At 40.4% G+C, this 19,829-nt stretch carries 22 protein-coding genes and 1 tRNA gene; 11 read left to right on the forward strand and 12 right to left on the reverse strand.

The genetic code is table 11. The annotated features are described in order from the left end of the window. The first annotated feature begins 35 nt into the window (after positions 1-35). From ctaC to B1sIIB91_RS02540, 4 genes are read left to right on the forward strand one after another with little or no spacing between them, the layout of a single operon-like run. Entirely contained in the window at positions 36-800 is a 765-nt protein-coding gene (ctaC, locus tag B1sIIB91_RS02525; protein WP_095688064.1) for an aa3-type cytochrome oxidase subunit II, read from the forward strand. Further along, the gene (gene ctaD, locus B1sIIB91_RS02530; RefSeq protein WP_095688065.1) at positions 797-2,458 is read left to right on the forward strand and encodes an aa3-type cytochrome oxidase subunit I; all 1,662 of its coding nucleotides are present in this window, start codon (positions 797-799) and stop codon (positions 2,456-2,458) included. The genes ctaC and ctaD overlap by 4 nt, the downstream gene beginning before the upstream one ends. Next, the gene (locus B1sIIB91_RS02535; RefSeq protein ID WP_095688066.1) at positions 2,458-2,859 is read left to right on the forward strand and encodes a cytochrome c oxidase subunit 4; all 402 of its coding nucleotides are present in this window, start codon (positions 2,458-2,460) and stop codon (positions 2,857-2,859) included. Before ctaD ends, B1sIIB91_RS02535 begins: the two co-directional genes overlap by 1 nt. A 2-nt stretch (positions 2,860-2,861) precedes the next feature. Further along, positions 2,862-3,320 (forward strand): SRPBCC family protein, encoded by a 459-nt coding sequence (locus B1sIIB91_RS02540; RefSeq protein WP_095688067.1) that lies wholly within the window; start codon positions 2,862-2,864, stop codon positions 3,318-3,320. A gap of 3 nt (positions 3,321-3,323) precedes the next feature. Here B1sIIB91_RS02540 and B1sIIB91_RS02545 read toward each other — a convergent pair whose 3' ends face one another. The 5 genes from B1sIIB91_RS02545 to ctaE all read right to left on the reverse strand — a co-directional run bounded on the left by B1sIIB91_RS02545 (position 3,324) and on the right by ctaE (position 8,732). Further along, a complete protein-coding gene (locus tag B1sIIB91_RS02545; RefSeq protein WP_095688068.1) occupies positions 3,324-4,646 on the reverse strand; it encodes an NAD(P)/FAD-dependent oxidoreductase in 1,323 nt (440 codons plus the stop codon). 74 nt (positions 4,647-4,720) lie between these two features. Next, positions 4,721-6,313, reverse strand: coding sequence for a cytochrome bc1 complex cytochrome b subunit (gene qcrB, locus B1sIIB91_RS02550; protein WP_095688069.1), 1,593 nt, complete (start codon positions 6,311-6,313; stop codon positions 4,721-4,723). Beyond that, positions 6,310-7,302: a cytochrome bc1 complex Rieske iron-sulfur subunit gene (gene qcrA, locus B1sIIB91_RS02555; RefSeq protein ID WP_095688070.1), complete on the reverse strand. Its 993-nt coding sequence runs from the start codon at positions 7,300-7,302 to the stop codon at positions 6,310-6,312. The genes qcrB and qcrA overlap by 4 nt, the downstream gene beginning before the upstream one ends. A gap of 3 nt (positions 7,303-7,305) precedes the next feature. Beyond that, a complete protein-coding gene (gene qcrC, locus B1sIIB91_RS02560; protein WP_095688071.1) occupies positions 7,306-8,100 on the reverse strand; it encodes a cytochrome bc1 complex diheme cytochrome c subunit in 795 nt (264 codons plus the stop codon). Between the two features lie 5 nt (positions 8,101-8,105). Beyond that, positions 8,106-8,732, reverse strand: a complete 627-nt coding sequence (gene ctaE, locus B1sIIB91_RS02565; RefSeq protein ID WP_223298617.1) for an aa3-type cytochrome oxidase subunit III — start codon at positions 8,730-8,732, stop codon at positions 8,106-8,108. Between the two features lie 139 nt (positions 8,733-8,871). Between ctaE and B1sIIB91_RS02570 the strand changes: the two genes are divergently transcribed. Both B1sIIB91_RS02570 and trpD read left to right on the forward strand, forming a co-directional pair. Next, the gene (locus B1sIIB91_RS02570) at positions 8,872-9,273 is read left to right on the forward strand and encodes a response regulator transcription factor (protein ID WP_095688073.1); all 402 of its coding nucleotides are present in this window, start codon (positions 8,872-8,874) and stop codon (positions 9,271-9,273) included. A 13-nt stretch (positions 9,274-9,286) separates the two neighbouring features. Then, positions 9,287-10,327, forward strand: a complete 1,041-nt coding sequence (gene trpD / locus B1sIIB91_RS02575) for an anthranilate phosphoribosyltransferase (RefSeq protein ID WP_095688074.1) — start codon at positions 9,287-9,289, stop codon at positions 10,325-10,327. On the opposite strand, the gene B1sIIB91_RS02580 is transcribed toward trpD, so the two are convergent. Continuing rightward, complete coding sequence (locus tag B1sIIB91_RS02580) at positions 10,320-10,964, reverse strand: exonuclease domain-containing protein (protein ID WP_095688672.1); 645 nt, start codon at positions 10,962-10,964, stop codon at positions 10,320-10,322. The two genes, trpD and B1sIIB91_RS02580, sit on opposite strands and share 8 nt — an antisense overlap. A 51-nt stretch (positions 10,965-11,015) precedes the next feature. Further along, positions 11,016-11,639, reverse strand: a complete 624-nt coding sequence (locus B1sIIB91_RS02585) for a MarC family protein (RefSeq protein WP_095688075.1) — start codon at positions 11,637-11,639, stop codon at positions 11,016-11,018. A gap of 127 nt (positions 11,640-11,766) precedes the next feature. Here B1sIIB91_RS02585 and B1sIIB91_RS02590 point away from each other — a divergent pair, with 127 nt between their 5' ends. The 4 genes from B1sIIB91_RS02590 to B1sIIB91_RS02605 are packed head-to-tail and all read left to right on the forward strand — an operon-like array spanning position 11,767 to position 15,711. Then, positions 11,767-13,041, forward strand: coding sequence for a kynureninase (locus tag B1sIIB91_RS02590; RefSeq protein ID WP_095688076.1), 1,275 nt, complete (start codon positions 11,767-11,769; stop codon positions 13,039-13,041). Further along, a complete protein-coding gene (locus B1sIIB91_RS02595; RefSeq protein ID WP_095688077.1) occupies positions 13,038-13,832 on the forward strand; it encodes a tryptophan 2,3-dioxygenase in 795 nt (264 codons plus the stop codon). Before B1sIIB91_RS02590 ends, B1sIIB91_RS02595 begins: the two co-directional genes overlap by 4 nt. Before the next feature lie 9 nt (positions 13,833-13,841). Next, on the forward strand, positions 13,842-15,200 hold the full coding sequence (locus B1sIIB91_RS02600) for a transaminase (RefSeq protein WP_095688078.1): 1,359 nt from the start codon (positions 13,842-13,844) through the stop codon (positions 15,198-15,200). Continuing rightward, complete coding sequence (locus B1sIIB91_RS02605) at positions 15,190-15,711, forward strand: GNAT family N-acetyltransferase (RefSeq protein ID WP_095688079.1); 522 nt, start codon at positions 15,190-15,192, stop codon at positions 15,709-15,711. The genes B1sIIB91_RS02600 and B1sIIB91_RS02605 overlap by 11 nt, the downstream gene beginning before the upstream one ends. Positions 15,712-15,714: 3 nt before the next feature. On the opposite strand, the gene B1sIIB91_RS02610 is transcribed toward B1sIIB91_RS02605, so the two are convergent. The 5 genes from B1sIIB91_RS02610 to B1sIIB91_RS02630 form a co-directional block, all read right to left on the reverse strand. After that, positions 15,715-16,476, reverse strand: a complete 762-nt coding sequence (locus tag B1sIIB91_RS02610; protein WP_095688080.1) for a nitroreductase — start codon at positions 16,474-16,476, stop codon at positions 15,715-15,717. Between the two features lie 16 nt (positions 16,477-16,492). After that, complete coding sequence (locus B1sIIB91_RS02615) at positions 16,493-17,380, reverse strand: fructose bisphosphate aldolase (protein WP_095688081.1); 888 nt, start codon at positions 17,378-17,380, stop codon at positions 16,493-16,495. Positions 17,381-17,490: 110 nt separating this feature from the next. Continuing rightward, positions 17,491-18,342, reverse strand: coding sequence for a heme-dependent oxidative N-demethylase family protein (locus B1sIIB91_RS02620; RefSeq protein ID WP_095688082.1), 852 nt, complete (start codon positions 18,340-18,342; stop codon positions 17,491-17,493). Positions 18,343-18,352: 10 nt separating this feature from the next. Beyond that, a tRNA-Val gene (locus tag B1sIIB91_RS02625) sits at positions 18,353-18,427 on the reverse strand. A gap of 14 nt (positions 18,428-18,441) precedes the next feature. Beyond that, positions 18,442-18,783: a phosphomannose isomerase type II C-terminal cupin domain gene (locus B1sIIB91_RS02630; protein WP_095688083.1), complete on the reverse strand. Its 342-nt coding sequence runs from the start codon at positions 18,781-18,783 to the stop codon at positions 18,442-18,444. Between the two features lie 29 nt (positions 18,784-18,812). Between B1sIIB91_RS02630 and B1sIIB91_RS02635 the strand changes: the two genes are divergently transcribed. Beyond that, positions 18,813-19,829, forward strand: a complete 1,017-nt coding sequence (locus B1sIIB91_RS02635) for a class I mannose-6-phosphate isomerase (protein ID WP_095688084.1) — start codon at positions 18,813-18,815, stop codon at positions 19,827-19,829.

Consider the following 19,829-nt stretch of genomic DNA (forward strand, 5'->3'; position numbering starts at 1 on the left):
AAAGCAACTCAATGGCAGAAGGTTATCCTTAAGCCATGCGCCAGGCTCACTTTAAATTCATCTCAACTTTGCCGGCCGCCACCTTCTTACTTACTAGCTGCTCAGGTGAAGTATCTGGCCTTGGGTTTGAAGAGGGAGTTTCTAGCGTAAATGATCAATCACTCTCACTCTGGCAAGGGGCTTGGATATCAGCTGCAGTGGTTGGAGTATTTACATTAATTTTAATTTTATGGCCAGTTTTCTTTCATCGTAAAAAAGATGAAAACTTTCCAAAGCAAACCCAGTACAACATTCCGGTAGAGATTGCTTACACCGTCATACCTTTTATTATCGTGGCAGTACTTTTCTATTTCACCGCTCAGCGTGAATCTCGAATTTTAAAGATCTCACCAGATAATCAGGTCTCACACTTTATTGATGTAGTTGGTTTCCAGTGGTCATGGCAGTTTAAGTACAAAGATGCTGGTGATTACAAGAGTGCCACTGTTACTGGAACTCCAGCGCAGCCACCAACGCTGTACTTACCATTGGGTGAAAATGTAAGATTCACATTAACTGCAAATGATGTAGTTCACGGCTTTTGGATACCAGCTTTTATGATTCAAATGCAAAATTTACCTGGAGTAACAAATCAACTTGAATTCTCAGCAACCAAATTAGGAACCTTCCCGGGTAGGTGTAATATTTTGTGCGGAAGAAATCACTCACAGATGTTATTTAACGTTAAAGTAGTAACCCCAGCAGAGTATGAGAGTTATATTCAATCCTTGGTAGCCGAAGAGAAAGCAGTGATTTCATGACCACCTACGCCCAGCGCCCAGTTATCTCATCATCTGCTTCAGCACCAGCGCCAACTTCAAAAGGAAGACTACTTGTTAAGTGGCTTACTTCAACTGATCACAAGACAATCGGCTATTTATATTTAATTACTTCATTTGCTTGGTTTTTAATTGCTGGATTACTTGCATTATTACTCCGAGGTGAACTAGCTCGTCCGGGAATGCAATTTTTAAGTAATGAGCAGTACAACCAAATCTTTACAATGCATGGAACTATTATGTTGTTAATGTTTGCAACACCATTATTTGTTGGTTTTGCTAATGTGATTATGCCTCTACAAATTGGTGCAGCAGATGTGGCATTTCCAAGATTAAATATGCTCTCTTATTGGTTGTATTTATTTGGCGGAACAATGGCATTTATCGGATTTATTACACCAGGAGGTGCTGCCTCCTTTGGTTGGACTGCCTACGCCCCACTTTCCAGAGTTGAATACTCACCAGGTATTGGCGCAGATCTTTGGTTAGTTGGTCTTGCAATTGGTGGACTTGGCACAATCCTTGGCGGAGTTAACTTTGTAACCACAATTTTAACTATGCGAGCACCTGGTATGACTATGTTTAGAATGTCAATATTTAGTTGGAACGTATTGCTAACTTCAATTTTAGTTTTAATTGCATTCCCACCACTTGCAGCAGCGTTTTTAGCACTTGAATCTGATCGATTATTTGGTTCTCATATCTTTGATCCAGCAAATGGCGGAGCTATGCTCTGGCAACATTTGTTTTGGTTTTTCGGCCATCCTGAGGTTTATATCTTGGCGCTGCCATTCTTTGGAATTGCAACTGAAATCTTGCCAGTCTTTTCTCGCAAACCAATCTTTGGATATAAAGGCTTAATCGCAGCAACTATTGCAATTGCTGCCTTATCTGTCGCAGTTTGGGCACACCATATGTATGCAAGTGGGCAAGTGCTCTTGCCGTTCTTCTCGTTTATGACATTTTTAATTGGTGTTCCTACCGGCGTTAAGTTCTTTAACTGGATCGGCACGATGTGGCGAGGATCAGTTACCTTTGAAACCCCGATGCTTTTTGTTCTAGGTTTCTTAGTAACATTTTTATTTGGTGGAATTACTGGAATTATTTTGGCTTCACCACCACTTGATTTCGCAGTCTCTGCTTCCTACTTCGTAGTTGCTCACTTCCATTATGTGTTATTTGGAACAGTGGTCTTTGCTATGTTTGCTGGTTTCTACTTCTGGTGGCCAAAGATGACTGGCAAGATGCTAAATGAGACTCTAGGTAAAATTCACTTCTGGACCTTATTTTTTGGCTTCCACATAACATTTTTAATTCAGCACTGGCTAGGAATTAAAGGTTTCCCACGTCGTTATGCTGATTACCTAGCGAGTGATGGCTTCACATTTATGAATATGGTTTCAACTGTTGGTTCAGGCTTGCTTGCACTTTCAATGATTCCATTTGCAATTAATATTTGGATTACTCGCTCAACACCTTCAGTCACAACTGATGATCCTTGGGGTTATGGCTCCTCTCTTGAGTGGGCAACCTCATGTCCACCGCCAAGGCACAACTTTAAATCAATGCCAAGAATTAGAAGTGAGCGACCAGCATTTGATCTTCACTACCCACATATGGCAGCAAAGGCAGATCACTAATGAAAACTGGTTGGATGCTATTTGTTGGTCTTGCAATTTTTTACGCAATCCTTGCAGTTATTTATTGGCAAGTTGGTGGAGAAGCTGTCGGTATCACCGCTATTTCATTAAGTGCTGGGCTATCAATAATCGTGGGATTTTATCTATGGTTTACTAACCGAAGATTAGGAAATTTATTACCTGAAGATAATGTGCAAGGTGAGATTGCAGATTCTGCTGGTGAACTTGGTTTCTTTTCACCTCATTCATGGTGGCCTCTGCCGCTGGCATTATCAATTTGCGCAGTTGGTACTGGATTAATAATTGGCTGGTGGCTGGTGTTAATTGCCGTGGGGGCGATGATAATTTCAATAATTGGTCTTGTTTTACAGTATGAACGCCCTTCTAACTCTGTGCACTAGTTATGGCAGAGCGAGCTGAGATACTTGATACCTCAACACCTTTATTATTTAAAGCGCAAATTAAAATAAATGTCCCTGCTAAAAAGATATTTGATTTCATATCCAGGCCAAGTAATCATCCTTTAATGGATGGCTCAGGGATGGTTAAAGGCAGGTTCAAAGGACCAGAACAGCTTTATTTAGGGGCAAAATTTGGAATGAAAATGAAACTTGGCATTCCTTATGTGATAACAAATCAGGTAGTTGAGTTTAAAGATAGTAATCAAATTGCTTGGCAACACCTACTTCGTAATGTTTGGCGATATGAATTACAAGAAATTGATCCAAGTACCACATTAGTTATTGAAACTTGGGATGGCAGAAATGCTTTATCAAGATGGTGGGTAAGTGATTCAGGTGAGTGGGTTCCAAAAGCTATGGCCAAAACTCTAGTTAAGTTAAAAGGTATTTGCGAAAGCTAAAGATTAACGATTAATTAGCGGATCAATAATTGCAGCAAGTAAACTTGGTCTCTTAGTAATTTTTTCTTCATAATCGGCAAGCACAGTAGCCTTAAACCCAGCATTAACTGCAAGGTATCGAATTGGCTCTGGCTCCCATCTGCCAATTCCTTGATCAATAAATGGCAGGTTTGCAGTTTTTATATTACTCATTTTTTCTGCCAAAGTTTTTGCCACTAAGTAAGAAAGTGTCACTCCATCACCAACATAGCCACCAATTTCAGCACGGCCAGTGGCCTGATCAAAATTTAAATATGCCTGCCACCTTCTCGTTAGAGCTACAGCGCCACCCCAGCGATACTCAAACTTTGCATTAGCAATTTGTGGAAACCAAGATCTAGCGCGCCTTTCTAACGCCGAGTGCATTCGATTATCTATCTCACTTCGTTCTGAAAGTCGGGAGAATAATTTATAGCGAACACCTCGCCCACCGAGCGCTAATCTGTTATCACTTGTAATTTGAGCGTAGGTAATTAAATGGCAAGCCTCTTGAAAAGTAGCGCGTTGGGTATTTCGTATTTCTTTTATCACCTCACTAGATAATTGCTCAGTTGCAACCATTAGGGAATAAATTGGTATTTGTCTATTTCCCATCCATTTTCTAGGCGTAAAGGCCTCAGTTGCTCTAATTGAAAATGTGCAGTTAACATTAAAGCCATTTACTTCAACCTGTTTATCTTTTATCTCACTCACACTAGATTGTTCATAGATCATTACACCGAGTTTTTCTAGATGATCAGCTAGAGCTCTGACTAATTTAAATGGATTTAGTGCGGCGCAGTGTGGGGTAAAGACTGAGCCAAGAGCGGAAGGGATATTTAATAGATCGGTAGTTTGGGATTTATTTAATAATTGATGCTCCTCATCAATTTCCTTTGAGATCCTGCTTAGTTGAGCGTTACCTCTTGCAAATACTAAAGCCCCACCTTTGGCATAATCAATCTGCCAATTATTTGATTTAGCGATCTCGCCAATCTCATCAATGGATTTAGTTATAGCGGTGCGCAGATTTTTGTAGCTTTCTAAACCATTCTCTTTGATTAATCTATTACTTGAAGTTGGATATTCAGCAGATGCCCATCCACCATTTCGGCCGCTTGCTCCAAATCCAACATACTCCTTTTCCAAAATTGCGATCTTAAGATTAGGTTGAAATTGTTTTAAATGAAATGCACTCCAAAGCCCACTAAAGCCAGCTCCAATGATTACTACATCAAATGAATCATTCTTGCTAATTGGTTTGCGATAATTGATATTTTGCTTACCTTGCCACAGTGAGGAGTTCACACCATCATTATGGTTTATTTAATAGAAATAGCAAACATCACAGCAACTGTATTAGTAATACATACTAAGAAAACTTAGTGGTGCCCGCCCTCAAGCTCTTTAACCTCAGTAGCAGTTGGTTTTGCAATATTCTCAGCATTAGCTGCGCTAAATCTTGCTTGTAGTCTTGCTCTTATTCCCTTTGGATTTAGCACACCACCCGCATCTTCTTTAACAAGTGCAATCGCCTTTGGCTGCTCATGTTGGGTAAGGGTGAATTTCTTTTCAGCAGATAGTTCTTCGTGAATTTCTACAAACTCACCATGTGGAAGCATTACTAATCGTCCAGTTTCTTTACCATGCAGCACTAGTTCACGATCTGCTCGCTGTAGTGATAAACAAATACGCTTGGTAATCACAAAGGCAAGCGGTGGCAGGACAATAATTCCAATCCGAGAGAACCACATAATTTGGTTAATACTTAAGTCAAAATGGGTGGCAATAATGTCATTTCCACCATTGATCATTGCAATAACCATAAATGTTAGAGACATAACGCCAAGTGCGGTTCTATTTGGCACATTTCTTGGGCGATCAAGCAAATGGTGCTCACGCTTATCACCACTTAGCCAGCTTTCAATAAATGGGTAGAGCGCCATACCGGTAAAAATAATTCCTGGAACTATTAAACCTGGAATCAAAATATTCCAAGAGATTGTGTATCCAAAAATATAAGTTTCAATAGGTGGCGCCATTCGGACTAAACCATCTAGCCAACCCATATACCAATCAGGTTGCGAGCCGGCAGAGATCTGCCCTGGTGTGTAGGGACCATAGAGCCAGATTGGGTTAATAGATGCAACCGCTCCTAAGAATGCAGTAACACCAAATACGATAAAGAAGAAACCACCAGCTTTTGCCATATATACAGGCATTAATGGATAACCAACAACATTTTTCTCAGTTCGTCCTGGTCCTGGATACTGAGTGTGCTTCTGGTACCAAACCAACATTAAGTGCACTGTAATTAAAGCTAAGAAAATTCCAGGCAGTAACAACACATGCACAATATAAATTCGCGGTATAAATACTTCACCTGGGAACGCCCCGCCAAATACGAAGAAAGATAAATATGTACCAACTACTGGAATGGATTGAATAATTGCATGGGCAATTCTTACTCCAGTTCCAGATAAAAGATCATCAGGAAGTGAGTAGCCAAGAAAGCCTTCAACAATTGCAAGAGTAAGTAATGCAATACCTAAAATCCAGTTAAATTCACGAGGCTTACGGAAGGCACCTGTGAAGAAAACTCTAAGCAGATGGACCACAATTGAAGCCGCAAAAATCAGAGCTGCCCAGTGATGTATTTGGCGCATTAATAGCCCGCCTCTAACATCAAAGGAGATATGAAGAGCAGAGGCGTAAGCAGCGCTCATCTCAACATCTTTTAATGGTTGATAACTACCTTCATATACAACATGACGCATTGAAGGATCAAACCAAAAGGTTAAAAAGGTTCCAGAGAGTAATAAAATTACAAATGAATAAAGTGCTATCTCACCTAACATAAATGACCAGTGATCAGGAAAAACCTTTTGTAGATTTTTCTTCATCCAAGCAGCAGCGCCAGTTCGCTCATCTACATAATTAGCGACAGTTCCTGCAACTCTCTCACGTGCGGTCATGATTTTCTCTCCCAAAAGCTAGGGCCAACTGCCTCTGTAAATGGTTGTTTAGCAATTAAATATCCATCAGCATCAACAGTGATAGCCAATTGTGGCAGAGGTCGAGCCGAAGGACCAAAGATAACCTTTGCGGCCCGGGTCACATCAAAGGTTGATTGATGACATGGGCAAAGTAAATGTTTTGTAGTTTGTTCATATAAAGCAACGGCGCATCCCATATGTGAGCAAATCTTTGAGAAGGCAATAATTCCTTCATGAGTCCAAGATAAACGCTCAGCATCTAATTGGAACTCAGATGGACGCAATCTAATTAATAAAACTGCATCCTTGGCAATATCTTCAAGAGTTCGCTTTTGACCGGCTAGAAGTGCTGGCATAACTTGAGCAACACCGCCAACTTCAAGATCACTAGCTTTAATTGGGCGATCACCTGGATCAGTAACTAATTTTGTACCAGTCTTCCAATTTGTTTCATTTAATGAGTTACCAGGAAGTGGTCCAAGGTCTCGAAGTAAAATTACAGCAGGTAAACCAGCAAGACCAACTGCTGCTGCCAAACTTCTTTTAATAAGTGGGCGACGTCCTAGTCCTGCTTGCTCAGCGCCCTCTTTAGCAGTCTTAACAAATTCGCTGCGGTCTTCCGGTGCTGATTTTAATTCATGACGATAAGCAATTACCTCTTGATCTGGCATTAAAGTTTTTGCCCAGTGAACTGCGCCAAAGCCAATAAATAAAAGACTGAGCGCCATGCCCATGCCAATACCTAATTGATGGGCATTTGTATTTCCCATAATTGGTAAGAAAATAAAGACGTCATCTTTAATGAAGAAGAATGAATAGATAAATAACAAAGTCCCTGCACCAGAGAGTGCGAATAAGACTGCAACTTGTCGCTCTGCACGCTTGGCAGCGATTGGATCAATATCTGCTTTGCGGTGGACGTGCTCTGGCAAACCTGGATCTGCTAGCGGCTCTAATTCTTTAGACATTTCCTACCTTGCCTTTGCAGTTAGCCAAACAGCAATACCAATTAAAAGTCCAAGGCCAAATGTCCAAACTAATAAACCTTCAGTTACTGGTCCGACTCGACCAAGGGCGGCCCCACCTAAGTTTGGCTCATTCTCTGCTGCTTTAATCCATTTAATAACTGAAAGTTTTTCCTCTGGTGTAATAATTGTGTCAGAAAAAACTGGCATTGATTGTGGACCAGTAATCATTACTTCATAAATATGTTTTGCCTCTACTCCCATTACTGTGGGAGCATATTTTCCTTGTGAAAGAGCGCCACCTTGGCCAGCAAAGTTATGGCACATCGCACAGTTATTTCTAAATAACTCTCCACCTTCAGCAGTATTGCCATCTCGCTCCCAAGTTATTTCCTCATTTGTATAAGCACGAGGACCTGGAGCAAGGGATGCAACATATGCAGCAAGGGCTGCAACCTGCTCTTCATTATAAACAGGAGTCTTACGCGCAGCTTGTTGACTCATATCCTGCATCGGCATGCGTCCGGTGCCAACTTGAAAATCAACAGAGGCAGCGCCAACTCCAATTAAAGCAGGAGCAACAGCGCCCCCTTCAAGATTTAAACCATGACAAGAAGAACATCCCTTTAAAAATATCTCTTTACCTTCTTCAATAACCGTGGATTTAGCAGAGGCGGTCATTGTGTTTTTAGCTGGCGCAGCTGTGGCTGCTGAAAATGTTAAACCTAAGCCAGTGAGTGCTAACATAATTAATATTGGAAGTGCGCCTTTGCGGCGACGGTATTTAGAGATAAATTTCATGATCGTTATTTAATTAGGTAGATGGCAGAGAAGAGTGCGATCCACACAATATCTACAAAGTGCCAGTAGTAGGAGACCACAATTGCTGTGGTTGCTTGGTTATGACCAAATTTTTGCGCCCTAAATACTCTAATTAAAACAATTAAGAATGCAATTAAACCACCGGTCACATGCAGGCCGTGAAAACCAGTAGTCATATAAAAAACTGAGCCATATGGACTATAAGATAGTGTTAATCCTTCGTGAACTAATTCAGCATATTCATATACTTGACCGGCAATAAAAAATGCACCCATCAAAAAAGTTAAGGCAAACCATTCGCGCATTCCCCATTTACTAAATTGCCATAAGCTACCTGATCTGCGTGCTTGAAAGCGCTCGGCTGCAAATACTCCGTACTGACATGTAACAGAGGAGAGCACTAAAACGGTGGTATTAGTTGCTGAAAATGGAATATTTAACATCCCAGCAGATTCAGCCCATACCTTCGGCCCTTGAACTGCTCTAGTTGTGAAATACATTGCAAAGAGAGCGGCAAAAAACATTAATTCAGATGCCAACCAAACAATGGTGCCAACTGCTACAAGGTTAGGACGGTTAGTCTTAACTGGAGCCTGGGCATATGTAGTCACAGGGATGATTATTCCCGAAATAGATAGGCAATGCCTCATTTTCAGCAGTGCTAGCAGCCCTATGATTTGGTGAAACTGATCACCCAGGCCTTAAATCACAGCAAAATTACTGATCTAACTGGGTAGGTAGGATTAAGCCATGGAAAAGTTAGTAATAGCCCTTTATTCCGATGATTCAACCGTTCGAGCATCAGTTATCGCAGCATTAGGTAAACGCCTAGATCAAAGTTTGCCAGAGCATGAGATTAAAGAGTTTGCCACAGCCCCTGCTCTGCGCCTTTACGTTGATAACAAAAAACAGGTTGATCTTTTTGTATTAGATGCTGAGGCAGTTCCAGAAGGTGGCATGGGAGTTGCGCGGCAATTAAAAGATGAGGTATTTAATTGTCCACCAGTTTTATTAATTACAGGCCGTGAACAAGATAATTGGTTAGCAGCTTGGTCAAAAGCTGAGGCCACTGTGACTCATCCAATTGATCCATTTAATATTGCGGCAAAGTGTGCTGCGCTACTTAAGTCTGACTCTGCGCTCGCAAATTAGTAAGTAGTAATAGATGGCTTGGGATTTAATTTTTAACTCACTATCTGCGTCAGAGGATTTATCTTCAGATCAGATTACTTGGGCGATGGGGCAAATTTTAGAGGGCAAAGCTAGTAATGATCAGATAAAGCAATTTTTACTTGGCCTTAAAGCAAAAGGTGAGAGTGCTAAAGAAGTTCAGGCCCTTGTCTCACAAATGTATTCCTATTGCGCCCCAATAAATATTACCGAGCGGGCAGTTGACACGGTTGGTACCGGTGGAGATGGTGCTAATACAATAAATATTTCAACTACTGCCGCAATAATTACAAACGCAGCTGGTGCTCGAGTGGTTAAGCATGGCAATCGCGCGGCCAGCTCTAAATCTGGAGCTGCTGATCTATTAGAGGCATTGGGCATAAAGATTGATTTAACTGGCAGTGAGGTTGAGCAAACTGTTCACAAGATCGGGATTGGCTTTTGTTTTGCGCCCATATTTCATTCATCAATGAAGTATGCCGCAGCTGCGCGCAAAGAACTTGGCACACCAACAATTTTTAATATTTTAGGACCGTTAGCAAATCCAGCCAATGCAATCGCCTGCGCTATTGGGGTAGCAAGAGCGGAGTTACTGCCATTAATGTCGCAGGTATTACTTGAACAAGGTAAAGAGGGTTTTGTTTTTCGTGGCGATGATGGTTTAGATGAGGTTTCACTATCTACTACCACCCAAGTTATTCAAATAAATGATGGCAAGTTAACTCAGTCTGAATTTAATCCAGCAGATTTAGGAATAACCTCAAGCTCAGTCTCTGATTTAGTAGGGGGAGTTGCAAAATACAATGCTGATATGACTATGAAAATCTTTTCAGGACTTAAGGGACCAATGCGAGATGCAGTCACTCTAAATGCTGCCTTTGCAATTGCTGCTTTTAAGGCTGATTTTAATTTGCCACTACAAACCCAGATTGCAAATGGTTTTGTATTAGCAAATAAGGCGATCGATTCAGGGGCTGCATTATCGGTAGTGAAGAAGTGGGGCGAACTTACAAATGAGATTGTCTCAGCTAGATAGAGCTTAATCCCCAATAATTTTGTCGCTGGATATGCGCAGCAGTTTTTGCAAACTCCATTAAGGCATCCACGGTATTAACATCAAAAGATCCTAAACGTTCAAGTAATCCATGGAGAATTTCAGTAGTTGCTTTTGCATCATCTAATGCCCGATGGTTAGGTTGCGTCGTAGTGCCAAAGTACTGAGCCAGTGTTTGAAGTTTACAGTTTGGTACTTTCTCCTTAGTTAGCACCTGTCGGGCAATAGTTACCGTATCTAGTGTTTTATATTTTGGCCACATAATGTCTAATTCCTTAGCAGCGCTTTTAAGAAAACTTAAATCAAATGGTGCGTTATGAGCAACAATTATCACTTCATTATGTTTACCAGCAAATTCAAGAAATGCTGGCAAAATCTCATCAATTACTGGAGCTTTTGCCAACATTAAGTCAGTAATGCCAGTCATCTGAGTTATGTAATCTGGAATTGGTGAGAGTGGGTTTACAAATGATTCAAAGTTTCCAAGATATTCACCACTTCTAACTTTAACTGCGCCAATCTCAGTAATAGCTGCACCTTTATTAGGGGACGCACCAGTAGTCTCCAAATCTACAACTACAAATGTTGCCTGAGATAAGGAGGTAGTACCTAAAGCCATAGGTGAAAGCATAGGTTGAAGATAGTTGTTAGAGGTGACAGTTTGGCTTATTTAGCCAATATTAAAGAAAGCCTTTATAGCGCTAACTATCATCTCTACTGCAATTGCTGATAGAAGTAAGCCAGCAATGCGTGCAAGAAGTGTGACGCCAGAATCCTTAATTACGGAAAGGATTTTGGTTGAGAACATAAAGGTAATGCCAATAATTAAGTGAACTGCCACAATTGCAATTGCTAGCGCCCCTAACTGTTCATTTCCATCCGCCTTTTGTACATACAACATTGTGGTCACAATTGCGCCAGGGCCTGCAAGTAGTGGTGTACCAAGTGGAACGAGTGCAATATTTTGAGAAGCAGCAGAGTCACTGTCGGTAATTGAGCCAGTAAGTAGGCCAAGTCCAGTAATTAAAAGCAGTATGCCACCTGCTCCCTGTAGTGCAGGTAGTGAGATATTTAAATAACCTAAAAGTGCGTTACCAAATAATGCAAAAGTAACAATTACAAAAAGTGAGACGGTAGCTGCCTGCCATGCCAATCTGCGTTGAACTTTGATTGATTTTCCAGATGCCAAACTTAAGAAAATTGGAGCCGCTCCCGGTGGATCTAAAATAACAAATAATGTTACAAAGGCTTGAGTACCAAAGGTGAGTGCTGAAATTGTAAGTGCATCTTGCATTAAATTATCATACTCAAAATAGTTAAAACCGCTTAATTTGAGGTTATGTTAGACGGGCTTTCATTTCTATTACCTCTGGAATACTCTTATGTAGTAATCACTAGGGAGTAAGAGTGGGGCAGTGGTAATGAAAGCAACTGATCGAGATTATGCACTCTCACTAGATGCAAAAGACCCGCTTGCAAAATATAAATCCCAATTCGTAATTACTGATCCAGATTTATGTTATTTAGATGGTAATTCACTTGGTAGATTGCCTAAAAAAACTATCGAGAGTATTTCAAATTTTTTAACAAATGAGTGGGGACCAGAAGTAGTGACTGGGTGGAGTCATTGGGTAGATGAAGCCCAACCAACCGGTGATTTACTTGGGGCTGCAGCATTAGGCGCAGCTGCTGGGCAGATCCTAGTTTGTGATACAACATCGGTTAATTTTTATCAACTGTGTCTAGCAGCAATTAAGGCACGTCCGGATCGAAAAACAATTATTACAGATAAGGCAAATTTTCCTACCGATCGATATATTCTAGAAGGAATCGCAACCCAGTTTGATTTGAAGTTAGTAATTATTGATAATGAAAATCCAAAAATTGCAGAGCATGAGCGAATTACAACTGATGTGCTAGCTCCTTATTTAAATGAGGATGTTGCACTGGTAACACTTGAAGTTATTCAATATCGATCTGGAGCAAGAAGTGATATTAAAGCAATTACAGATCAGGTGAGAAAAATTGGCGGATTAGTAGTTTGGGATGCTAGCCATGCAGTTGGCGCAATTGAATTAGATTTAGATGCAAATGGTGTTGACCTATGCGTGGGATGTACATACAAGTACGGAAACTCAGGTCCTGGTTCACCCGCATGGCTTTATGTTTCAAAACGTATTCAAAATCAATTACAGGTACCTATTCAAGGTTGGTTTGCGCAGGAGGATCAGTTTGAAATGGGTTCAGAGTTTAAACGCACTGAAAGTATTCGTGGCTTCCAAATAGCTAGTCCATCCCTTATGGGAATACGTTGTGTGCAGAGTGCATTTGAAATGATTAAAGAGGCTGGAATTAAAAGTATTGCAGAAAAAGCTGGCATAGGGACCGATTTAATGATTTCATTATTTGATGCTTGGCTTAAACCATTAGGTTTTGTTTTAAATACACCAAGAGATGCAAAACAAAGAGGTGGGCATATCTCATTAGTTCACCCTGATGCAGCCAAGATTTGTGTGGCTCTTAGAGAGATAGCAAATGTAATTCCAGATTACCGAACACCAAACTCAATTAGGGTTGCAATTTCACCTCTGACAACTTCTTATACCGAAGTTTGGGATGGATTTTTACGTATGAAGGAGCTAGTGGAAAGTGGTAAATACAAAGAGGTAGCAGCGAGTGGTTCTCGAGTAACATGAGTGAGAACTTTGATTCTGCCCTAACCTATAACTCATATCTGGGTATAGATGAATTACTTAAACTACAAAAACCAATATCAGATGGACCAGAGCATGATGAGATGCTGTTTATTATCATCCATCAAACATATGAATTATGGTTTAAACAATTAATTCATGAGTTTAAACAGGCACAAAAAGCCTTAGAGTCTGGTGATACTTACTACTCATTATCTTTACTTGGGCGGATCAGAACTATTTTGAAAGTTTGTGTTGCCCAAATAGATATTTTAGAGACGATGACTCCATTGCAATTTAATGCATTCCGCTCATACTTATCCTCATCAAGTGGTTTTCAATCTGCACAATTTAGAAAAGTAGAGGCTTTATTAGGCAGGCGGGACAGTAAAATGGCATCACATTTGCCGCCAAATGTGCAGCAAGAGATAGCTGAATTAACTAAAAGTAATTCACTATGGGACTCAGCACTGATCTTTTTAACAAAACGCGGGCATCAAATGCCAGATGAGGTATTAAAGCGCGATAAGTCCCAGGCTTATATTGAAAACAAAGCAGTCCAGGATGTTTTACTTACACTACATCGAAATGATCCAGAGACATCTATTGTTTGTGAGCGATTAGTTGATATCGATGAAGGATTACAAGAGTGGCGATATCGTCATGTGAAAATGGTTGAGCGAACAATTGGCCAAAAAATTGGAACTGGTGGATCAAGCGGAGTTGGTTACTTAAGTGGCACATTATCTAAACCAGTTTTTCCAGATCTTTGGCAGATTAGATCGAGTTTTTAAGGAGATAAAGTGGCAGTAGTTGATCGAGATCATTTAGCAAAATTGCGCAAGATAGAAGATGAAAGATTTCTATTGCTGCATCCAAAAAGTGGTGAATTCTTTGCTAAAGCAAGGCAATCAATGCCAGCTGGTGTACCAATGTCTTGGATGTCTAAGTGGCCAGGGGCGTATCCAGTATTTGTTGAAGAGGCAAAGGGATCAAGTTTTATTGATGTAGATGGCAATACCTATGTTGATTTTTGTTTAGGAGATACCGGATCTATGACCGGTCATTCACCAGATGCAATTGCAACTGCAATTAGAGAGCAGGTTGGTCGTGGGATGTCGACTATGTTGCCAAGTAAAGATGCATCCGCCGTCTCTGAGGAGTTGGCAAAGAGATTTAGTTTACCGTTTTGGCAATTTACTGTTTCAGCGACGGACGCTAATCGTCATGCAATTAGGTATGCCAGGTTAATAACTGGAAAAGCTAAAGTTATTGTGATTGATCGCTGCTACCACGGAAGTGTTGATGAAAGCTTTGCCACTCTAGATTCAAAAGGAAAGACAGTTGCTAGAGAGGGCAATATTGGCGCACCTGTTGATTTAGACGTCACTACTCGTGTTGTGGCATTTAATAATCTGCCTGCAATGAAAAAGGCCTTAACAAATAATGATGTGGCTGCCATATTGATGGAGCCGGCTATGACAAATGTTGGAATTGTCTTACCAAAAGATAATTACTTAGCTGGAGTAGAGAAATTAGCAAAAGAGTTTGGCGCCTTACTAATAATTGATGAAACTCATACTATTTCAGTAGGGCCCGGTGGTATGACTGCGCAATTATCACTTTCACCTGATTTTTTAACGATTGGAAAAGCAATCGGGGGCGGATTCCCAACCGGTGCTTTTGGTATGACTTCAAGTGTTGCAGATTCAATTAAAAAGCTAGTAGATCTTGAGGTAATTGATACTGGTGGTATTGGCGGCACTCTTGCTGCAAACGTACTTTCATTAGCTGCAATGAAGGCAACTTTGACTAAAGTTTTAACGAAAGAAAATTTTGATCAAATGATAAAACTAGGTAATCGTTGGGCTGATGGGGTTGAAAAAGTTATTAATAAATATGAGCTACCTTGGACAGTAAACCGCCTAGGAGCGCGGGCTGAATATATGTTTAGTGAAAAAGCACCAATAGATGGGCGTGAGGCTGCTGATGCTGGTGATTTTGAACTAGAACAGTACATACATTTACGTATGTTAAATGAAGGTTTTTTAATTACGCCATTTCATAATATGGCACTGATTTCACCTGACACTACTTATGAAGATGTTGATTCACATACAGTGATGTTTGAGCAAATGTGTGGCGATTTAATTGGAAAGTGAAATAAGACTTAAGCCAGTCTCCGAAGTCCCGCACCTTGCAAGTGCACCACTTGAATGGAGTCTTAAGTTGTGGGGTCAAGGTAAAGAGGAATTTTCAGCTCAAGACTGGAAAGATTTTTATAATAAAACTTTAACCTCAAATTACGATAAGTGGGATTTAAATGGTTTAGATCAAGAATTACTTTTCTTGGCCATTGTTAACAACCAAGGAGTGGATGAGGTTGTTGCATCAATAGCAATTTGTGACTTTGATGATTTTGAAGAGCTTCGTAAGTACAAACCTTGGGTAGCAGCATTTGTGGTTAGGGAAGATCTAAGAGGAAGTGGAGTCGGCACTTTAGTTCTTGAATTAGTTGAACAAAAAGCAAGATCATTTGGAATTGATCAGATCTATTTATGGACTGAAGGGGAGAAGCCTTTTTACCAAAAGAGGGGATATTCACAGGTGGAGCAAGTAATAAAGCCTGGCCGGGTTATAGATGTATTAAGTAAAAATCTTACAAACTTTTAACAGCTATTTTTGTGATTTCTTTTTAGCCTTTAAAAGTAATTCATCTACATCAATGCGATTTGCTTGAAAAGAATTAACTGGTGAATCACTTGGATATCCGATGGCAATTCCACAAATTAATCGATAATCCTTTGAAACTTCAAACTCATCTCTAACAACATCATCCCAAATATTTACGGCACCTTGAGCACATGTTCCAAGTCCATGCGCATGAGCTGAGAGCATTAGATTTTCCATCATTAGGCCAGCATCAGAGGCTGCGTAAATATGTAGACTTTTATGAATATAAACAAATAATTCAACTGGGGCGCCAAAGAATTCATAATTCTTCCCCCACTGCTTATCTCGAGCATCACGATCACCACGGGCTACTCCGAATAATGTGTATAGCTCGCGGCCAACCCGTTCTGCTCTTGGTTTTAACTCAGCAACGTAAGGTTTAACGATTGAACGATTACTAGTTGGCAGACCGTAGCGAGTAAAAATTAGCCTTAATTTATTTTTAAAACCCTTGCGCATAATCTTTGAAAGAACATGCCATCTTGCTAGAAATTCATTACTAATTCGATCTCTAACTTCACCGGTAGCAACTGCGACCTTAAATGGTCTTGTGTTAGACCAGCTAGGAGCGGTTAGAGAATCTTTTAGTATCTGATTAATTATTTCTGGCGCAACCGGAGTGGGCAGGAAATCTCGAGTTGTTCGACGAGATGCTAAGAATTGGGAAACCCAAGCTGCATCTTTATCAGCGAGATTTAGATCCACTGCACTACTCAACAATCTATTTGATAGATGCTTCGTAAATACTTTGAATTGTTGAATTTAAAGTTGCATCAAAATCTGACTCACTCTGCTTAGCTGATAAACCTTCAGTTAGCGCTCTTGAGAAGGATGCAATTACTCCTGTGTTTTGCGCTAGAAGTTTATTTGCCTCATCTCTTGAATACCCACCAGATAGAGCAACAACTTTAATTACTCTTGGATGCTGAGTTAACTTTAGGTATAAATTAGATTGAGTTGGGATTGAAAGTTTTAACATCACATTCTGGTCATCACTTAGCGCATTTAGGTGCTTAAGAAGAGTGACCTTAAGAATTTCCTCGGCCTGTGCTTTTTGAGCACTATTGATATTAACTTCAGGTTCGATAATTGGCATTAGTCCACCTGCAATTATTTGCTTACCAATTTCAAACTGCTGGGCAACAATTGCTTCGATGCCAGCTGGATTTGCTAAATTAATTACTGATCTCATTTTGGTACCGAATACGCCATGCTTAACTGCAGCACTGATACGACTAGCAAGTTCTGGGATTGGCTTCATCAACTGAACATCATTTGCCTCAGCTGCTAGGCCATTATCAACTTTTAAGAAAGTAGGAATTTTTTTCTTGCTCCATAAATACTCAGCGCTAGCAATTCCATCGATATCGCGCTCCATAGTCATTTCAAACAAGATTGCGCCAACAATGCGATCGCTAGTAAAGACTGGGGATTTAATTAAACGAGAGCGCATCTTATGAATGAGATCAAACATTGCGGGCTCACCTGAGTACTCAGATTCATCTATGCCATAAAGTTTAAGTGCCTTTGGCGTACTACCACCGCTTTGATCAAGTGCTGCGATAAATCCTTTGCCAGCCTTTACTTTTTCAAGCATATCTTTATTCATAATTGTCCTCTTCACTCCGTTAATCAAAATTATTTGCCTGCACACATCATTGTTGGCAGTGCCTTAATCCTAGTAGATAGGAGTATAAATCTACAAAACAACCGTACTGGTTAGTTTTTTAAGAATTCAATTAGGCCCCCACTGGCCTGTGCTAATCGCTTGTACTCAAGCATCTGTGGGTCAAGTGATTGCAAAGTTTTTATAAACTCAGCAGTAGCTTGTGGGTCTTCTTTAATCCATTTAAATGGTTCACTTCGATTTCGAATTGTAAAAAGTAAAAACTGATTAGATTCTGATTTTGTTAGTGTTTGTCGCTCAGTGCGCCACCAGTAATCAGAAATCTCAACTTTATGTGGCGTATAGGTTGGTTCATGCAACTCTTCGGTTTCATGCAGTGACCAGTTGCGCCGCCAAACTGGGCGTTCTGGTTTAATTTTATTAAAAGTATCAACCATTAATGGCTGAAGTGCTCCGTGATATCCCGGTACCGGTTCGTGTATTGCATCAATATTTTTTCCAATTTTTTCAAGAAGTTTCCAACGAGAAGGAAATATCACAACACCAGCAACTAAGTTCCAAGAGGAGTTTTCATAGGACAGTAAGCACAAATCTTCGGCAATAACCCGTGCTAATTGCACAAATGGATGATCTTCTAACAAGTTAACAGAAATACCTGTTGGTTTATGGGTTATCTGATCATCGTCAACCACATAATCTGAATGAAACTTACCTAGGTTATCTTTTAAAGCTCTTGCATAGGTAAGTGCGGCTTCTTCATATCCCGCTACTTCTTTGAAAACTATATTTCGTTTTGTTTCTAATAGCTCATTACGTTGCTTTAGTTGCTCTACTAAATCTGATCCAACCTCAATCCAATTTGCAGGATCTAATTCACGCAAACCTAAACTTAATCGAAATGGTTTCCCATCTTTAGGTGGGGGATAGATGAATCTGGTACTCATTACGCAATTATGGTGGACGATACTGGGATCGAACCAGTGACCCCTTCCATGTCAAGGAAGTACGCTACCGCTGCGCTAATCGTCCGTAATTAAATTCTACTAGCGACCGAAATCATCCTCAACACGTTCAATATCATCCTCGCCAAAGTAGCTACCAGTTTGTACTTCAATAAATATCAATTCAGTATTTCCTGTGTTGTGCACTCGATGAAGCACGCCCTGAGGAACCGCAATCACAGAGCCGGGGGATATTGGTGAAATTTTTCCATCAAGGGTTACCTCACCCGTTCCTTGGGTGATATACCAATGCTCACTTCGTTTTTGATGGCGTTGATATGAAAGACGTTTACCAATTGCAACGTGAATTGATTTAACCTTGTATGTAGCGCCCTCTTGCAGCACCTCATACCTGCCCCAAGGCCGCTCTGATTTTTCTAGCATGGAAATACTTTAACCCCTAAACTACCAACATGAGCAATTTAGAAGTTAAGCCCTCAAAATTACCCTCAAATCAATTCGACCATTTCTATAAGGGTGGTTATCGAATCGGTAAGTTGCGAAATGGCCCAGGTGGCCCGATGCGGCCGGAAGAGTGGATTGGTTCTACAACTACTAGATTTGGTGAATTAGTAAACGGACTTTCAAAGTTATCTGATGGCGGCTTGCTTAAAGATGCAGTTAACGCAGATCCCAGTGCTTGGCTTGGTCAAAAGCATGTTGAAAAGTTTGGCGTCTCTACTGAGGTTTTAGTTAAGTTATTAGATCCAGATCAACGCCTGCCAGTTCATTATCATCCAGATCAAAGATTTGCTAAAGAAAAGTTACATTTAAATCATGGCAAGACTGAAGCCTGGATTATTTTAGAGGCACCAGCGGGAGCACGGGTTGGACTTGGATTTAGCAAGCAGATGGATAAATCTGAGGTTGCCAAGTTAGTTAAGGCTCATGACTCAGATGCATTATTAGATTCATTGGTATTTAAAGAGGTAAAGCCAGGGGATGCGGTATTTGTTCCAGCAGGAGTTGCACACGCAATTGAGGCAGGAATTTTTGTATTAGAACTACAAGAGCCTACTGATCTGTCAATTTTACTTGAGTGGGATGGCTTTGCAGTAGATGGAGATAAGGATGGTCATTTAAACCTTGGCTATGAAACAGCATTAGATGCGTTGAGATTATCACCATTAACTAAAGCTGAAAATGATGAAATCTTTACTGGCTTTGATAGCTCCTCGCCAAAATCACACTCTATTTTTAAATCAGTTGCTAATCCGTTCTTTCGAGCAGATTACTTAACAGGAGATGAGCAAAAAGTTGAGGCAGGATTTGGAATTTTCCTTTGTCTATCTGGTGAGGGTGAGTTAGTTTTTGAAAACTCTGGAAACCTTTCAGTTAAATCTGGGGATGCGGTAGTTATTCCGTTTGCTGCTGGATCTTTTACAGTTAGTAACTGTGTTGGAATTTTGTCGAGGCCTCCAGCTGCTTAA

The organism is Candidatus Nanopelagicus abundans (assembly GCF_002288305.1).
GTDB classification, from domain to species: Bacteria; Actinomycetota; Actinomycetes; order Nanopelagicales; family Nanopelagicaceae; genus Nanopelagicus; species Nanopelagicus abundans.

What these genes read in the sequence shown, in the direction of transcription:
- ctaC (WP_095688064.1), top strand. Translation starts at nt 36, where the DNA reads ATGCGCCAGGCTCACTTTAAATTCATCTCAACTTTGCCGGCCGCCACC.
- ctaD (WP_095688065.1), top strand. Translation starts at nt 797, where the DNA reads ATGACCACCTACGCCCAGCGCCCAGTTATCTCATCATCTGCTTCAGCA.
- B1sIIB91_RS02535 (WP_095688066.1), top strand. Translation starts at nt 2,458, where the DNA reads ATGAAAACTGGTTGGATGCTATTTGTTGGTCTTGCAATTTTTTACGCA.
- B1sIIB91_RS02540 (WP_095688067.1), top strand. Translation starts at nt 2,862, where the DNA reads ATGGCAGAGCGAGCTGAGATACTTGATACCTCAACACCTTTATTATTT.
- qcrB (WP_095688069.1), bottom strand. Translation starts at nt 6,313, where the DNA reads ATGACCGCACGTGAGAGAGTTGCAGGAACTGTCGCTAATTATGTAGAT.
- qcrA (WP_095688070.1), bottom strand. Translation starts at nt 7,302, where the DNA reads ATGTCTAAAGAATTAGAGCCGCTAGCAGATCCAGGTTTGCCAGAGCAC.
- qcrC (WP_095688071.1), bottom strand. Translation starts at nt 8,100, where the DNA reads ATGAAATTTATCTCTAAATACCGTCGCCGCAAAGGCGCACTTCCAATA.
- B1sIIB91_RS02570 (WP_095688073.1), top strand. Translation starts at nt 8,872, where the DNA reads ATGGAAAAGTTAGTAATAGCCCTTTATTCCGATGATTCAACCGTTCGA.
- trpD (WP_095688074.1), top strand. Translation starts at nt 9,287, where the DNA reads ATGGCTTGGGATTTAATTTTTAACTCACTATCTGCGTCAGAGGATTTA.
- B1sIIB91_RS02580 (WP_095688672.1), bottom strand. Translation starts at nt 10,964, where the DNA reads ATGGCTTTAGGTACTACCTCCTTATCTCAGGCAACATTTGTAGTTGTA.
- B1sIIB91_RS02585 (WP_095688075.1), bottom strand. Translation starts at nt 11,639, where the DNA reads ATGCAAGATGCACTTACAATTTCAGCACTCACCTTTGGTACTCAAGCC.
- B1sIIB91_RS02590 (WP_095688076.1), top strand. Translation starts at nt 11,767, where the DNA reads ATGAAAGCAACTGATCGAGATTATGCACTCTCACTAGATGCAAAAGAC.
- B1sIIB91_RS02595 (WP_095688077.1), top strand. Translation starts at nt 13,038, where the DNA reads ATGAGTGAGAACTTTGATTCTGCCCTAACCTATAACTCATATCTGGGT.
- B1sIIB91_RS02615 (WP_095688081.1), bottom strand. Translation starts at nt 17,380, where the DNA reads ATGAATAAAGATATGCTTGAAAAAGTAAAGGCTGGCAAAGGATTTATC.
- B1sIIB91_RS02620 (WP_095688082.1), bottom strand. Translation starts at nt 18,342, where the DNA reads ATGAGTACCAGATTCATCTATCCCCCACCTAAAGATGGGAAACCATTT.
- B1sIIB91_RS02630 (WP_095688083.1), bottom strand. Translation starts at nt 18,783, where the DNA reads ATGCTAGAAAAATCAGAGCGGCCTTGGGGCAGGTATGAGGTGCTGCAA.
- B1sIIB91_RS02635 (WP_095688084.1), top strand. Translation starts at nt 18,813, where the DNA reads ATGAGCAATTTAGAAGTTAAGCCCTCAAAATTACCCTCAAATCAATTC.